The 14,456-nt window shown below is 42.3% G+C and carries 18 protein-coding genes; 5 read left to right on the plus strand and 13 right to left on the minus strand.

Annotation, left to right across the window (positions count from 1 at the left end; all coding sequences use genetic code 11):
• The first annotated feature begins 2 nt into the window (after positions 1–2).
• Complete coding sequence (locus FW774_RS20570; protein ID WP_242457672.1) at positions 3–431, plus strand: hypothetical protein; 429 nt, start codon at positions 3–5, stop codon at positions 429–431.
• Here the strand turns inward: FW774_RS20570 and FW774_RS01550 are convergent.
• The 9 genes from FW774_RS01550 to FW774_RS01585 form a co-directional block, all read right to left on the minus strand.
• Positions 359–1,006, minus strand: a complete 648-nt coding sequence (locus FW774_RS01550; RefSeq protein ID WP_149346398.1) for a hypothetical protein — start codon at positions 1,004–1,006, stop codon at positions 359–361. The genes FW774_RS20570 and FW774_RS01550 overlap by 73 nt on opposite strands.
• Positions 1,007–1,025: 19 nt before the next feature.
• Positions 1,026–1,688, minus strand: a complete 663-nt coding sequence (locus tag FW774_RS01555) for a hypothetical protein (protein ID WP_149346399.1) — start codon at positions 1,686–1,688, stop codon at positions 1,026–1,028.
• A gap of 262 nt (positions 1,689–1,950) precedes the next feature.
• Positions 1,951–2,427 carry a hypothetical protein gene (locus FW774_RS01560; protein WP_149346400.1) on the minus strand — a complete coding sequence of 159 codons (477 nt, stop codon included), beginning with the start codon at positions 2,425–2,427 and terminating at the stop codon, positions 1,951–1,953.
• A gap of 485 nt (positions 2,428–2,912) precedes the next feature.
• Positions 2,913–3,506, minus strand: coding sequence for a hypothetical protein (locus FW774_RS01565; RefSeq protein ID WP_149346401.1), 594 nt, complete (start codon positions 3,504–3,506; stop codon positions 2,913–2,915).
• A gap of 18 nt (positions 3,507–3,524) precedes the next feature.
• Complete coding sequence (locus FW774_RS01570) at positions 3,525–4,097, minus strand: hypothetical protein (protein WP_149346402.1); 573 nt, start codon at positions 4,095–4,097, stop codon at positions 3,525–3,527.
• 367 nt (positions 4,098–4,464) lie between these two features.
• A complete protein-coding gene (locus FW774_RS01575; protein WP_149346403.1) occupies positions 4,465–4,854 on the minus strand; it encodes a VOC family protein in 390 nt (129 codons plus the stop codon).
• Positions 4,855–4,890: 36 nt separating this feature from the next.
• Positions 4,891–5,968 (minus strand): peptide chain release factor 2 gene (gene prfB, locus FW774_RS01580; RefSeq protein WP_149346404.1). Its coding sequence is split into 2 segments (ribosomal slippage): positions 4,891–5,907 and positions 5,909–5,968, totalling 1,077 coding nucleotides; the frame shifts between segments, so codons are not numbered across the junction.
• 83 nt (positions 5,969–6,051) lie between these two features.
• Positions 6,052–6,225 carry a hypothetical protein gene (locus tag FW774_RS20315; protein WP_187774773.1) on the minus strand — a complete coding sequence of 58 codons (174 nt, stop codon included), beginning with the start codon at positions 6,223–6,225 and terminating at the stop codon, positions 6,052–6,054.
• A gap of 3 nt (positions 6,226–6,228) precedes the next feature.
• Positions 6,229–6,648, minus strand: coding sequence for a hypothetical protein (locus FW774_RS01585; RefSeq protein WP_317132752.1), 420 nt, complete (start codon positions 6,646–6,648; stop codon positions 6,229–6,231).
• 321 nt (positions 6,649–6,969) lie between these two features.
• On the opposite strand from FW774_RS01585, the gene pgi reads away from it, so the two are divergent.
• Together pgi and FW774_RS01595 are read left to right on the plus strand one after the other, a co-directional pair.
• Positions 6,970–8,616 carry a glucose-6-phosphate isomerase gene (pgi, locus tag FW774_RS01590; protein WP_149346405.1) on the plus strand — a complete coding sequence of 549 codons (1,647 nt, stop codon included), beginning with the start codon at positions 6,970–6,972 and terminating at the stop codon, positions 8,614–8,616.
• 43 nt (positions 8,617–8,659) lie between these two features.
• Positions 8,660–9,475, plus strand: a complete 816-nt coding sequence (locus FW774_RS01595) for an alpha/beta fold hydrolase (protein ID WP_149346406.1) — start codon at positions 8,660–8,662, stop codon at positions 9,473–9,475.
• Positions 9,476–9,637: 162 nt separating this feature from the next.
• On the opposite strand, the gene FW774_RS01600 is transcribed toward FW774_RS01595, so the two are convergent.
• The 4 genes from FW774_RS01600 to FW774_RS01615 all read right to left on the minus strand — a co-directional run bounded on the left by FW774_RS01600 (position 9,638) and on the right by FW774_RS01615 (position 12,289).
• Positions 9,638–9,838 carry a DUF4143 domain-containing protein gene (locus tag FW774_RS01600; RefSeq protein WP_149346407.1) on the minus strand — a complete coding sequence of 67 codons (201 nt, stop codon included), beginning with the start codon at positions 9,836–9,838 and terminating at the stop codon, positions 9,638–9,640.
• A 151-nt stretch (positions 9,839–9,989) separates the two neighbouring features.
• Positions 9,990–10,763 (minus strand): exodeoxyribonuclease III, encoded by a 774-nt coding sequence (gene xth, locus FW774_RS01605; RefSeq protein ID WP_149346408.1) that lies wholly within the window; start codon positions 10,761–10,763, stop codon positions 9,990–9,992.
• A 29-nt stretch (positions 10,764–10,792) separates the two neighbouring features.
• Positions 10,793–11,164, minus strand: coding sequence for a DoxX family protein (locus FW774_RS01610; protein WP_149346409.1), 372 nt, complete (start codon positions 11,162–11,164; stop codon positions 10,793–10,795).
• 249 nt (positions 11,165–11,413) lie between these two features.
• A complete protein-coding gene (locus FW774_RS01615; protein WP_149346410.1) occupies positions 11,414–12,289 on the minus strand; it encodes a hypothetical protein in 876 nt (291 codons plus the stop codon).
• 191 nt (positions 12,290–12,480) lie between these two features.
• Here FW774_RS01615 and FW774_RS01620 point away from each other — a divergent pair, with 191 nt between their 5' ends.
• Together FW774_RS01620 and FW774_RS01625 are read left to right on the plus strand one after the other, a co-directional pair.
• Positions 12,481–13,098 (plus strand): TetR/AcrR family transcriptional regulator, encoded by a 618-nt coding sequence (locus FW774_RS01620; RefSeq protein WP_187774774.1) that lies wholly within the window; start codon positions 12,481–12,483, stop codon positions 13,096–13,098.
• A 66-nt stretch (positions 13,099–13,164) separates the two neighbouring features.
• Positions 13,165–14,403, plus strand: a complete 1,239-nt coding sequence (locus tag FW774_RS01625) for an MFS transporter (RefSeq protein ID WP_149346412.1) — start codon at positions 13,165–13,167, stop codon at positions 14,401–14,403.
• Positions 14,404–14,456: the final 53 nt, after the last annotated feature.

Below are 14,456 nucleotides of genomic sequence, written 5' to 3' on the forward strand. Positions count from 1 at the left end.
CCATGGAAACAAAAACAGCCCCGGCCAAAAGATCAGCAAAAAAACCGGAACCGGTAAAACCGGCCGCAGAGCAGAAAAAAGAAGTGAAGAAAGACCGCTCAACCACCTATAATAAATTTAAGAATTTTGAAGGTAAACAATATACCGGCATGCAGATCGGCCGAAGCCACCATTGGGAGTATGACCAGGGCGACTGGAAAGAAACCAAAATCACTCCTGATCTGTGGGAGATATCATACGCGGTAACCAAACGCCGTAAGGGACACGGCGCCCCGGAAGGCTCGGGCGTCCCGGTAGGTACAGAATATCACTGGTATATATTGGCGCATCAAACCGCCCGCAAGCTTAATGCTAACGATTATTCTACCGCCATGTCTGGCCTGAAATTCAAGCTGGCGCATAAGCGGGCATACGCTTTGTTCAGGATATAAGGTACCGCGACGAAAAGCCGGTTTTGCCGGTACGGTGAACTGGTGCGGGTAGGGTTATCATACAACGTTGTACTATCTATATTGGTGGTAAACAGGCCCTGCATCAGCGCATCCTGCTTAATGCTGTGGTAAGCGTGGTTAAGCAGCAATATGGGCACATAGCCCTGCCGGTTAAAATCACCGGCCCATTCGCTTACCTGCGAGGGATGCGCCGGCGCATAAGAGGCCGATGTATCTAAAGCCGAATAATAAAAGGCGCTGTACACCTGCATGCCCTGGGCAGTAGTACGAATAGTGGAATCGTTGCTGTTTTTCCCGTCGTACGCCTCCGGGTCAAAAGCGCTTAACGACCTTTCCAGTAAAAAATGGGTGGTTACATCCTGCATATCCAGGTTACCGAAAACATAGTCTACGTATTCCTGCGGGGTGAACCACAGGGAATCAACACGGGTAATGCTGTCCTGCGTAGAGGTGCTTACCCGCAGCGTTTGTGCTTTAGCCTGAATAATTAAGACACTATAAAATAATAAGAACCCAAGAAAATGCCTCGTCAGGTTGTGTATATGTTTATTCATACGCTGTTATTTAATGTAATTATTCGACAATTTTAAAATTAATCCCATTTACTTGTTTCCCGTCAAAACGTCCTTCTTTTAACACGTATGTTTTTGCCCCGTTAATTTCAAAAGCGAACCTTCCCGGTACAGTGTAGGGATGGATTGGATTTTCTTTGGTACCATAATTTCCATGAGTATTGACTTTTACCTCCCCCATATATAATGTTCCCTTTCCCCGACCTCTTTTCTCTCCTCCGTAAGAAAGCCCTGCATAATTATTTGTGCTGTCTAATAAAATAACTTTCTTATTTAATTTCAGTAAATCGGCATCATTTGTAATATGTATGTTTTTTATCACAAAGAATATCGCATTAGGCCCAAGCCCTTCTTCTAAGGAATATGGGGGAATCTTTTTATATCCTCCATTTAGAACCAATATGAGCGAATCGCCCTGGGGATAACTGTGAATTTCTAATGCAGGTATTTCAGGAATAAATGTAGGTCGCCAACATAACCATACATTATCATTTATAAACACCCCGCCCGAATTACTGCCTGTTTCTGAATAAGCAGGCAAGTCAGGAAACTCGTTATCCTGTTTAACTTTTTTACATGCGAAGAAGAACAGGATTATGCTTGCAAGCAGCAAAATTAGAGATTTGCCCTTAGGGCAACTACGGCACAACAATAAAGTCTTCATAGTGTCAGATATTAATTAGTACAGCTAATAGAATGCATAATATAGCTAAAACAAGTTTATAAAAAACAGTAATATTAACAAAATTATTTTTTACAATATGTAACCTTAAATAACTCATTACAGTTTAGCAAAAACAAATAAAATGGTAAACGTTAATTTCATAACATAAAAGATTAGTTAATATTTAGTTAGTATAATTTGAGCTCTCCAATGTCAAAACGGCCCTGGGTAACCTCTACAATTTCCCCGGTTTTTTCCGCTTTTACGCGGAAAAAAATTCACCGGAAACTATCTTGTTGACCACATCAAAACGGGTAAGCTTCAGGGTTCCGGCATTATCAAATTTGTATTCCTTACCGGTACCATCTTTTTGGTACACCCATATATCAATACTGGTATTTGAAGCATTTAATATGTACGTGCCCTCCTGCATGGGGCTATTGGTAAACCTGATTCTCATATCATCCTCATATGGTATACCATCGCGGTATCTACTGCAAACAATGTATAAGCCACCTTCTTCCGTAAAATGTGCGTCCAAATCGGGATAGCCAATAGTAAGGGTATATGCACGCAACCAAAGTTCGTTACCAAACATGCAGCCAAAGGTATCTTTGCCTTCGGTAGTAATAGGTGGTAAGGTGTTCAGGCTGTTTTTGTCTTTTTTGCACTTCATATTGGTAAAGAGCAGGAAACAACAGCCCAAAAGGATGAAAAATGTGCTTTTTAATGTTTTCATAATTTCTGTGTTTTAATTTAGTTTAAGAATGGCTAAATAATTGGATGTCAACCCATTTGGGTTATTTAATGATTATACGAATTTTTATTTGAAAACGTTACGCATAAGTGGCTGATTTTTATGTATGTAGCGTGAACTTTAAGTTAATTTTTGAGCTAATTGAAACCATACTAAAGAAGCGGGATTCTGGCCAATCGCCACAAGCTGGTGAATGAGGCTTCATGGTTTAAATAGGTTAGTAAAACAAGTTTAGAAAAAATCCATTAATGAAACAACTTTATTTTTACTTAAAACGTGTGCGTTATGTCTAACGCTACAAAAAATACCATTAAAAGATATTGCTTAACAGGTATTGCTTAAGAAGAGGCTTAAGTTAGCCCTTGCGTCCGGTCTAAGCTGAAACTTAAGCCAGGAAAGGGCAAAAGCCGCAGTTATAGAAATAAGTAACAAAATAGAGGTAAATAGTTTTTTCATATTACTAAGGTTTATTTTGAATCACATAAACAAACGTTCATTTGTAAATCGAAGCGGCCATTTTTTAAAGTGATTTGTTTACCGCTGCCACCGTTATATTCATTCAGTATAAACTCAAACTCGCCGGATATAATCTTGTTAACCGTATCTAACCTGGTAATGATAAATTTGCTGCCTGGTTGCAACCTGGTATAATTATCATCATTTTCATCTGAAAATTCCACTCCGATAGAATCTATTTTATTTCCTAATGAAGTGATTTTAGCTCCTATTCGATTATAGAGAGTTAATGATGAAGATTTGCCCGCTTTTTCTCTTTTTCTTCTAAACTGGCAATCAAACACAGACTTATCGGGGCCCGTAAGGTGATATTCAGCAGATATTTTTCCACAAGCGTTACCACTGCCACTGCCTGCCATACTCCCACCACATTTGTAATAAGGCACCCAAACTTCGTTGTTAAGTATAAAGCCAGCGGTGTTTTTGCCCGCCTGGGTAGCCGGGGGCAAAACCGCGTTTTTGGTAGGGTCTTTTTTGCAGGTCATGGTTGTTAACAGCATGGTGCAAAGGGCTAAGAGCAATAAAGGTGTTTTAAATGTTTTCATATCAATAAAAATTTATTTTTAATCACATAAACAAACATCCATTTGTAAATCGAAGCGGCCATTTTTTAAAGTGATTTGCTTACTGCTATTGCTTTCTCTCAATATCAGCTCAAATTCACCGGATATAATCTTGTTAACCGTATCTAACCTGGTAATGATAAACTTACTACCCATTAACGGCCCAATATAATAATCTGTATTACCACTCGAATTTTCTCCTCTAAAACTCACATTTATAGAGTCTATTTTTTCGCCGGTTGAAGTGATTTTAGTTCCATAGAGAGCTAAATATGAAGATTTGCCTGCTCTTTCTCTTTTCCTTGTAAAGACAAAACTAAAGTCAGACTCAGCGGGGCCTGTAAGGTGATATTCACCAGATATTTTTCCACAAGCGTTAGTTGACCAAGCATAACCACATTTGGCATAAGGCACCCAAACTTCGTTATTAAGTATAAAGCCAGCGGTGTTTTTGCCCGCCTGGGTAGCCGGGGGCAAAACTGCATTTTTGGTAGGGTCTTTTTTGCAGGTCATGGTTGTTAACAGCATGGTGCAAAGGGCTAAAAGTAATAAAGGTGTTTTTAATGTTTTCATAATTTCTGTGTTTTAATTTAAGAATAACTAAAATAACAGCTATGTACACTTAGGCAACTATCACGGCGGCACGTCGCCGTAAATGGGTTGACAGGTTTTCATGGTTTAAATAGGTTAGTAAAACAAGTTTAATAAAAATGTATTAATAAAGCAAAACTTATTTTGCTTAAAACGAGGCTGTTATGCGTAATGCTACAAATGTTATTAAAAGATAGTGCTTAACGGGTATTGCTTAAGAAGAGTTTAAGTTAGCTCTTGCTCTAATCCAAGCTGAAACTTAAGCCAGGGGCGAGTTGTTCGAGTGATATCCCGGATAACGTTGTCAACTTTACCGGCAAGCGCCCGGTAAAGTTGACAACGGTTTTGCTTACCCTTCGTATACGTGAAATTCAGTGATTATCAGATAATAGCCGTCCGGATCACGAAGCGCAAATTCCAGTTTCGTTGAATTCGGATTCAGGTGAATTTCTTCTTCTACAGCATAACCTGCTTTTTCCACATTTTGCCGGATAACGTTCATGTGCTCCGTTCTGAAATAAAGAATCAATCCGTTGCCGGGTGTAATGCCCGGATCCGCCATAGTGGGGTGCCCGTGCTCTCCCCATTTATGAAGACACAGTAAAACTTCATCATTTTCAGCTACCAGGATATCAAACGTTTTCCCGCCATGCATGCTTCTGCAATTAAATACCGATTGGTACCACCTGGAACTGGCTTCTACATCCCTTACAGCTATTATCGGATCAAGCTTTGTCATGATATCGTGTAATGTGTCAGAAACTATGGCCCTTCATCAGAACTCCATCAAATACGCTTTCAGGAACTCATTCAGGTCACCATCCAGCACCGCCTGTGCGTTTGAAGTTTCGTAGTTGGTACGCAGATCCTTGACCAGCTTATACGGATGAAGCACATAGTTGCGTATCTGCGAGCCCCATTCAATTTTCTTTTTAGAACCTTCTATGGCCGCCGTGGTTTCCATGCGTTTACGCAATTCTATCTCATATAGCTGTGATTTTAACAAGCGGATGGCGTTTTCCTTATTCTGAAGCTGCGAACGAGATTCCTGGTTTTTGATGATAATGCCCGAAGGTTTGTGGTACAATCGAACCGCGGTTTCAACCTTATTTACGTTCTGTCCGCCGGCGCCGCCCGAGCGGAAAGTTTCAAATTCAATATCGGCCGGGTTAACCTCAATTTCAATGGTATCGTCAATAAGCGGGTAAACGTATACCGATGCAAACGAAGTATGCCGTTTGGCATTGGCATCAAACGGCGAAATGCGCACCAGCCGGTGAACGCCGTTCTCGCCTTTCAGGTAACCATAGGCGAAATTGCCCTCGAACTGCAGCGTAACCGACTTAATACCGGCAACATCACCTTCCTGCGAATCCTGCTCGGTAACCTTGTACCCGTTCTTTTCGCCCCACATCAGGTACATCCGCATCAGCATATAGGCCCAGTCGCAGCTTTCGGTACCTCCGGCGCCGGCCGTAATCTGTACAACGGCATTTAGTTGGTCTTCTTCAGAGCTCAGCATGTTCTTAAATTCCAGCTCCTCTACCTTAGCAATAGCCTTATCGTACAGTTCTTTCAGTTCATCTGCCGTAGCATCGCCGCTCTGGAAAAAGTCGAACATCACAATCGCGTCGTCTACTGCGGCGTTCATATCGGCGAAAGCGTCGGTCCATACTTTTTTGGTTTTTATAGAGTGCAGTACTTTTTCAGCTTCCTTAGGGTTATCCCAGAAATGGGCGCTCAGGGTAATTTCCTGCTCTTTTTCAAGCTCCTCTAATTTGACATCAATGTCAAAGATGCCTCCTCAGGGACGCTGCTCTGTCCCTTAAATCCTGGATGTGTTCTTTCGTCATAACGGCAAAGATAAAAAAAGCCTTCAAATAACATTTTCGGGAGCTTTTTGACGATTAATTTCCCTAATATATTAATCAGGATTTTATCGTGAAATTACTGTCTTCTTTTGGGGTGAAGAAGTGATACGGTTTTTATGTATCGTCATTTTAGCTTTATAATCACGGATATACTGGCTGATTTTTTCCCGTTCTTCCTGTGTTAAAGGCTTGGGATCAACATAAAAATCAACATCTAAAGGTTCTCTGATAAGTCCCATAATTTATGTTTTAAAATACTTTTCAATTAATGCCTTTGCCGGTAGTGTATCAATAATCATTAAGTTCCCGCCAAAGTGATGGGCACCTAATGATTTCATGTAATGGTCAATCAATTTTGTTTTTGAATGGAAGGAGATGAAACCATCGAAGCCTTTTTGAAACGAAAGACGGCAAGCGTAAGCAATTAAATTTCCCGGAACACCAACATAAATTTTTGTCTTCCCCTTATTAAACGGAGCGCTTTCGATCAGGTGCATGTAAATATGATCTACATCAATACTCAAACTAACCAATCCTTGAATAACATTGGGGTTGCCCTGAATTGTTAATTTATAAACTTCCCTGTCAGGTGCATCTAATTCTCTTTTCCAGTTAAAAAGCCAGCCGTTTTTCTTAGTTACTTGTTTAATGTCTGATTTCAATAAATGCGAAACATCCGTTTGAAAGCTATCACCTGTGGTAACGTTTTCAATTGAGCGGTTAGCTTGTCAATTTCAAAATCCAAAAAATTGAGCTTCTCTTTCACCACTACAAGATACAAAAAGTATTACCATTTCTCAAATCAGATAGGGCGCACTTCAAATTTTCCCCTATAGTGCAAATGAGGCACAAGGTAAATCTTCCATAGGTCAATTGCTTGATCTTACACCAGGGGTGCAAGTTTTTAACGATTAATTTCTCTAACATTCTAACATCGTCTTTCTTTTTTTGTTGTTTTGTAGCAGTTCAATAATTCATAACGCATGTTACCCAAAATAAACTTTACCCAAACACAAGCCTTTACGTATTTAAACGACCACTTTTACGAGATAGCAGGCGTCCATCTGCGTGATTTATTTGCAGGCGATGCCGGCCGTTTTGAGAAATTCTCTCTCGCTTTTGAAGATATCCTGGTTGACTACTCTAAAAACCGGGTTAACGATAAAACCATCGCGTTGCTTATTCAGCTTGCCCGCGAATGTGGCTTACAGGACGCTATTGAAGCGATGTTCAGCGGTGAGAAAATCAATGAAACCGAGGGCAGACCGGTACTGCATGTCGCTTTACGAAACCGCAGCAATACACCGGTTTATGTGGATGGTAAAGATGTAATGCCCGATGTAAACCGGGTGCTGAAACAAATGGAGATATTTTCAGCAGCGGTAATATCCGGGGACTGGAAAGGCTATACCGGCAAAGCCATTACCGATGTGGTGAATATTGGTATCGGCGGGTCGGATTTAGGGCCGGTTATGGTTACCGAGGCCTTAAAAGCTTACAAAAACCGGTTGAATATGCACTTTGTGTCTAACGTGGATGGTACGCACATTGCCGAAACGTTGAAAAATGTAGACCCGGAGACTACACTATTCTTAATCGCGTCGAAAACCTTTACCACGCAGGAAACGATGGCTAATGCGCATACGGCCCGCAACTGGTTCCTGGGACATGGTGCGGCCGAAGCCGATATCGCCAAACATTTCGTGGCGCTGTCTACCAACGAGAAAGCCGTATCGGCATTCGGTATTGATACCAAAAATATGTTCGAGTTCTGGGATTGGGTGGGCGGCCGTTATTCCTTATGGAGCGCCATCGGTTTATCCATCGCCTTGAGCATCGGTTTTGAAAACTTCAGCGAGCTGCTGGCCGGGGCGCATGCTATGGACAACCATTTCCGCAGCAGCAATTTTGAGGAAAACATCCCGGTTATACTGGCCTTGCTGGGAATCTGGTATAACAATTTCTTTGGTGCCGAAAGTCAGGCTATTTTACCTTACGACCAGTATATGCACCGTTTTGCGGCCTATTTTCAGCAGGGCGATATGGAAAGCAACGGTAAATACATCGACCGTAGCGGGCATGTGGTTGATTACCAAACCGGGCCCATTATCTGGGGTGAGCCGGGCACTAACGGACAGCATGCTTTTTACCAGCTGATTCACCAGGGAACCAAGCTTATTCCGGCAGATTTTATCGCTCCGGCACAATCGCATAATCCATTAGGGCAGCACCACGTAATGCTGTTATCTAACTTTTTTGCCCAGACAGAAGCGTTGATGAACGGTAAAACCGCCGAAGAAGTAGTGCTGGAACTCGCTGCTGCCGGTAAATCCGAAAAGGAGATCAGATTTTTAACGCCGTTCAAGGTGTTTGAAGGTAACCGGCCAACCAATTCTATCCTGGTCAGGAAAATTACGCCGTATACCTTAGGCTCGCTTATCGCGATGTACGAGCACAAGATATTTACACAGGGAATTATCTGGAATATTTTCAGCTTTGACCAGTGGGGCGTTGAGCTGGGCAAACAGCTTGCCGGTAAAATCTTACCCGAATTACAGGAAGACGGTCCGGTTGATACGCACGATAGCTCTACTAATGGGCTGATCAATCAGTATAAAATCTGGAAGTAACAGGAATTAAAGCGCTGAATTTCGCTGCCGATAATTATCACTTATGAAAAATTATATAACGGTGAATAACCTGAAAATAGAATATCAGAAACTTGAGCATACGGATAAATCCATCATTTTTTTGCACAACAGCTCTGGTTCTATGGCTGTATGGGAAGAGCAGTGGGCCGATGAACGTTTCGGGGATTATACCTTGATGCGTTTTGATCTGCCCGGGCATGGCAGCTCTTCCCGGAGTCTTCATCCTGAAAAGGATTATTCTCTTTCAGGTCTGGCCCACGTGATATTGCAGGTTATTGAGCAATTGCAAACAGAGCGTTACATTATTTGCGCCGTATCGCTGGCTACTAACCTCGCCGGAGAAATTGCGCATCTGCTTCCTGGCTGCAAGGGATTTTTCATGGCAGGAGCCTCCGTTATTGGCAATAACCTTACTCCGGCAGATATATTATTGCCTTTTCAATACGGAGATGCACTGTTTGCAGAAGATCCCCCGGATGAAACGTTGAAGAATTATATCAAAGGATTAACTTTTCATCACAAGGAAAATATACAAGCGAAACTAATAAGTGATTACAGAAATACGGATTCACGCTTTCGTGCGGTAATAGGCCAATCCATTGCCAGCGGTGAATGGACAGATGAAATACAAAACCTGGTGAACAGTGGCCGCACGGCGGCATGGGTTTTCGGGAAAGATGAACAGATTATCAATGCAGATTATTTAGGTAAAATGCCGGTAAACCAGTGGAGAGATAAAATCCATTTTATAAACGATGCAGGGCATCTGGTAAATTTAGACCAACCAGCTACCTTTAATCAATTGTTGCTGGAATTTGCAGATGAAATGTTGGGATAACGCTGGCTGATTTTTTAGCAAACAAATTCCAGGTAATTACCAGGGTTGATCACTGAAAAAGACGCTTGTGGGGGTAGTTCCTGGCAAAAAATGCCGGCACCTTCTTAGGTTTATTGCCTCATTTAAAATCGTATACCGCCATTTGAGAACCGCTGATCTCTATCAGGTCAATTTCCTGCTGGTCTGCCCATATTCTGACAGTGCCTGCAGCCGGAAATCGCCAATCATGGCGTTACGGATCCCATTATCAAAGAAGAAGTACCATTTGGATGATTTGGTAACTTCTTTGCGCAGATTTGAGCTGTATCCGCCCAGGCGAAAAACAATTTGTACTTTTTCTAATAGGTCCAAGTAGCGTTCCACCGTGTTTTTGCTCAGGCTTAGCTGCCGTGCCAGCTCATCGTACGATACTTCAATTGAGTTTCGTCAAAAAAAGATTTTGAACGGATTAGCGGGTTGGTATGTGTTAATCCGATAAAATAATCAGGATTAAGAAATCCCGGTAATTTAATTTCTAATCCGCCAGCTCGATCCATACCGGTGCATGATCGCTGGTTTTTTCCCAGCCGCGTACATGGCGGTCAACACCGGCAGCTTTAAGCCGGTTTTGCAGTTGCGGACTGAGCAAAAAATGATCAATGCGTAAACCGGCATCACGGCCATAAGCATTCCTGAAATAATCCCAGAACGTATAAATTTTCTCTTCCGGGTACAGTTTCCGTATAGCGTCTGTCCATCCCTGATCCACCAGCTTTTTGAAGGCTGCCCGTGTCTCCGGACGGAATAAGGCATCGTCTACCCAACGCTCGGGTTTATAAACATCCAGCTCGGTGGGCATTACATTGTAGTCGCCCGTTAATATCACCGGTTGCCCGGATTTAATGAGCTCATTGGCGTGAATGGCTAAGCGTTCAAACCAACGAAGCTTATAATCGAATTTCGGTCCTGGCGCCGGATTACCGTTGGGCAGGTAAAGGCATCCGATCACAAGGTCATTGATCCTTGCCTCGATATAACGGCTATGACTGTCTTCCGGGTCGCCGGGAAGTACCCGCCTGATCTCGTAGATGTCGGCATTACGGCTCAATATGGCAACGCCATTCCAGCTTTTTTGCCCATGCCATAAAGGATAATATCCGGCATCACGTATAGCCTGTTCCGGAAACTTTTCCTGTGGCGCTTTCAGTTCCTGTAAGCAGACAATATCGGGCGTTGTTTCGTTAAGCCAGCGAAGCAGCACCGGCAATCTTCCGTTAACTCCATTAACGTTATAGGTGGCTATTTTCATCGAAAAATGCGGGGTTAGGACTGCTGGATTTATGATTCGGTTGCCAGGCGCCGGCGGTAATAGCTGTATGAGCCTGCCCAAAGTAAAAATGGAAGAAGCATGAACGCAATTTGCGGCATCCAGCCATCGGTGGCTATTTGTGAATAAGTTGCTCCTACTAAATCGAAGAAAAATCCGGCGTACGCCCATTCCTTTATACGGGGATAACCCGGTATTAGTATAGCAATTACACCTAAAACTTTAAGAATTCCAATAAATATGGTGAAATAGTCGGGATAGCCCAGGTGCTGCATAAACACTTTTGCCTCTTTTGCAAGCATAATATCCGGAATGGAGGAAAATAGCATAAAGGCTGCAAACAGCCCGGTGTAAATCCAGTAAATGGTGTTTGTTTTTTTCATGGGTTTAACGGTTAGTTATTTAAAGTTAAAAGTAATAAATCTGAAGGATAAAAGATAAAAGATAAAAGATAAAAGAAAAAAGGCTTTTTCGCTTCTTTTAGTACATAGTCTACTTGATTAATTAGCAGGGATAGTTTCTCGACACGGTATTTTCTTTACCAATTACTACTGTTTGTTACTACGATTTGCCCGTTCTTCAATTGTAGAATGTCGCCTTTAAACGCTGTATGCAGTATAAGGTTACTTTTTCTAATAATACGTGATCTTCCGTTTAGTCACATGTATAGGCTTATCATCCATCATGTAACTTTTCATCAGCCAGTTACCTTGCTCGTCGAACATCTCGTATTTAAACGTTCTGGAATAGGTGTCTTTTCCTTCTTTTTTACGTGGAAGCCCGCCAATAATCCTTATATTAGAATCCAGTTCAAATGTAAGATTGCGCTTTTTATCATAGATATAAGTTATTTTACCTGTTTTAGTCCCGGTAGAATCGTAGCTGTGATCCGCTATTTTATTATTCTGAGCATCATAAACATAGTTATGTGTTAGCTCTAAGTTCCCGTTGGATTTATACCGGGTTTCTTTAATGCAATTCCCTTTTTTATCATAGCGATAAACCGTTTTAAAGTTTAATTTTTCACCACGGGTATAACTATACGTAGTATCTCTTTTACCCAACTTATTATAAATAATACGATGCGAAATGCGGCCTTCGCGATACAGCGTTTCTACAAGGTTCCGCTTATTGTTATGATTATATTTGTAACTGGAAATATTCCTGGCTTTTCCGTTTTCAGCGGCGCTTTGTACTATTCGCCCTTTGCTGTTATAGCAGTTAACAGAATGATAATCCAGTTGGCCTGTGGTTTTGTATATATACCATTCCGCTATATTGCCTGCTTGATTGTAGTTGTACACTAATTTGCTTGTCCAATTAGTGTACAAGGCTCCGGTTGTGTTGTTTACACCATAGTCATAATAAGTAACGGATTGCACCTTGCCTTTAAGATTGTTGCTTTCCGCATCGTTTTGGTATTTACCGGATGATTCTACAATCTTATCCTGTGCCGTTACGTTCAGGCAGGTAATCATCATGAAAGCAAGTAACCGGATATACTTCATGTCATTTTAATTGGTATAATCTAAGATAGCAAGTTTATCCAGAAATAGCTTCTGATGTTTCGCACCGCAGACAGCGTTTTAAACACTGTTTGCGGTAAGGTCATTTCCACTCGTTTAAGAGTAAAAAACACACTGACAAATTTTGATTTTTTGTCAATGTGCTGTATATTTGCAGCAGAATAATGCCGAGCATGTCTCCCGAGCCTTCCATACAAGAGGATATTCTTCCGGAACAAATCCTGCAAGCCGCTTTGCAGCTATACCTCAGGCACGGGCTGAAAAAGGTAACTATGGACGATGTGTCAAAAGTTATCGGCAAAAGCCGGAGCACACTCTATTATTATTATAAAAACCGCGACGAAATATTCGAGGCGGTTATGGATGCGCTCATTCGTGAGGTGCTTGATGAAATTACCCGGACTGTAGATCAAGCCGATACGGTAGAAAATAAAATACGAGCTTTTTGCCTCGCTAAGATCAAAACATCCGAAGACAGGAGGCCGGTTTTTACCGCGATGGAAGCCGGAATGGATGCCGATGAAATATCCAGGCATGCTAAAACTATGAGCGGCGTGCACCGGCGATTGATGAAAGCCGAAGCTGAACTGCTCAAAAAGGTGCTGACAACCGGTGTAAAAAATAGTCAGATCCGCCCGTTGAGGCCAAAGGAGCAGGATATGCTGATTTTTATTCTTTTAAGTGGCATCCGTGGCATACGGCGTGAAATGCGGCACGAAAACAATTTCAGCAACTTAAAGCCGGCGGTTGATACCTTAACGGCAATGGCCATGAAATGGCTGGCTGAATAAAAAATTTTGCATAACGTCTGACATTTTCACAAATAATGTCAGATGGTGATATTGAGGAATAACGAGATGAGGAGCTTGAGTAACGTAAATACATTCAGGGCATTTAGAAGTACAAATTATACACTATATTTTGTTGGACGGTCGGTTTCGCAGTTTGGTACATGGATGCAGCGGACGGCTGTTGTTTGGATGATCTACACCATGACACATTCTGCTTTTATGCTGGGCCTTACCATATTTGCAGAACAGTTTCCGTCGTTTTTGCTTTCCATATTCGGCGGTATCGCTGCCGACAGGTATGACCGTTATAAAATTATCAGGATAACGCAGATCGCGTCGATGGTACAGGCAAGCCTTCTTGCCGTACTCATTATTACGGGGCACTATGTGGTTTGGGAAATACTTACGTTGAGTGTTATATTGGGTATGATCAATGCCTTCGACGTACCGGCCCGGCAATCCATGATCCATGAAGTTTTGTATGATGATGCGGATCTCCCCAATGCGCTTTCGCTGAATTCGGCCATGGCAAGCCTGGCAAGTTTGCTTGGTCCGGCGTTATCCGGTATTATCCTTGAGCAATTCGGCGCCGGAATCTGCTTTTTATTAAATGCAGCAAGCTTTGGCGGAGTAATGCTCTCGTTAACGTTCATGAAACTACCGGTCTATAAGCCATCTGCCACGAAGAAGAAAATTGTATTGGAGCTTATCGAGGGATTCATTTATCTCAGGAAGACGCCGGCTATCGGGTTAATTATCCTGATACTCGGCGTGGTAAGCTTGCTGGTACTGCCTTATAACACCCTGTTGCCGGTATATGCCAAAGAAATTTTTAAGGGTAACGCCGCAACCTTTGGATACATTACCAGCTTTATCGGTTTGGGCGCTGTTGGTGGAACTGTTTTACTGGCATCGTTAAAAAAAGGCGCCAGTCTTAAAATGCTGCTGCTCATTAGTACCGTTATCCTTGGCACCGGGCTTATTGCTTTTTCTTATACCAGTAACTTCCCCCTGGCCATGTTCTTTGCCCTGTTGGCCGGGTTTGGCACCGTGGCGCAAAATACCATCAGCAATATTATTGTACAGTCTGAAAGTGCGCCGCGTATGCGGGGAAGGGCTATCAGTATCATGATTATGGCGATGTATGGCATGCTGCCACTGGGTAGTCTTCTTGTGGGGGCGGTATCGCAGCAGATAGGTGCACCCAACACTATTCTCTGCCAGGGCATCATTGGGTTGATCATTGCAGCAGTTTTTTACCATCTTTTGCGCACACACCGGTTGGATAGCGAGACTACCACATAAAAAGCACCACCGAATTTGCTTTTCAAAAACAGTGTATAGTTTAATTTCATACC

It is taken from the genome of Pedobacter sp. BS3 (genome assembly GCF_008274585.1).
In the GTDB taxonomy this organism is placed as follows: domain Bacteria; phylum Bacteroidota; class Bacteroidia; order Sphingobacteriales; family Sphingobacteriaceae; genus Hufsiella_A.

Bases quoted from the DNA above. Each gene is read 5' to 3' on its own strand.
- FW774_RS20570 (WP_242457672.1), top strand. From the start codon at position 3: ATGGAAACAAAAACAGCCCCGGCCAAAAGATCAGCAAAAAAACCGGAA.
- FW774_RS01550 (WP_149346398.1), bottom strand. From the start codon at position 1,006: ATGAATAAACATATACACAACCTGACGAGGCATTTTCTTGGGTTCTTA.
- FW774_RS01555 (WP_149346399.1), bottom strand. From the start codon at position 1,688: ATGAAGACTTTATTGTTGTGCCGTAGTTGCCCTAAGGGCAAATCTCTA.
- FW774_RS01560 (WP_149346400.1), bottom strand. From the start codon at position 2,427: ATGAAAACATTAAAAAGCACATTTTTCATCCTTTTGGGCTGTTGTTTC.
- FW774_RS01565 (WP_149346401.1), bottom strand. From the start codon at position 3,506: ATGAAAACATTTAAAACACCTTTATTGCTCTTAGCCCTTTGCACCATG.
- FW774_RS01570 (WP_149346402.1), bottom strand. From the start codon at position 4,097: ATGAAAACATTAAAAACACCTTTATTACTTTTAGCCCTTTGCACCATG.
- FW774_RS01575 (WP_149346403.1), bottom strand. From the start codon at position 4,854: ATGACAAAGCTTGATCCGATAATAGCTGTAAGGGATGTAGAAGCCAGT.
- FW774_RS20315 (WP_187774773.1), bottom strand. From the start codon at position 6,225: ATGGGACTTATCAGAGAACCTTTAGATGTTGATTTTTATGTTGATCCC.
- pgi (WP_149346405.1), top strand. From the start codon at position 6,970: ATGTTACCCAAAATAAACTTTACCCAAACACAAGCCTTTACGTATTTA.
- FW774_RS01595 (WP_149346406.1), top strand. From the start codon at position 8,660: ATGAAAAATTATATAACGGTGAATAACCTGAAAATAGAATATCAGAAA.
- xth (WP_149346408.1), bottom strand. From the start codon at position 10,763: ATGAAAATAGCCACCTATAACGTTAATGGAGTTAACGGAAGATTGCCG.
- FW774_RS01610 (WP_149346409.1), bottom strand. From the start codon at position 11,164: ATGAAAAAAACAAACACCATTTACTGGATTTACACCGGGCTGTTTGCA.
- FW774_RS01615 (WP_149346410.1), bottom strand. From the start codon at position 12,289: ATGAAGTATATCCGGTTACTTGCTTTCATGATGATTACCTGCCTGAAC.
- FW774_RS01620 (WP_187774774.1), top strand. From the start codon at position 12,481: ATGTCTCCCGAGCCTTCCATACAAGAGGATATTCTTCCGGAACAAATC.
- FW774_RS01625 (WP_149346412.1), top strand. From the start codon at position 13,165: ATGAGGAGCTTGAGTAACGTAAATACATTCAGGGCATTTAGAAGTACA.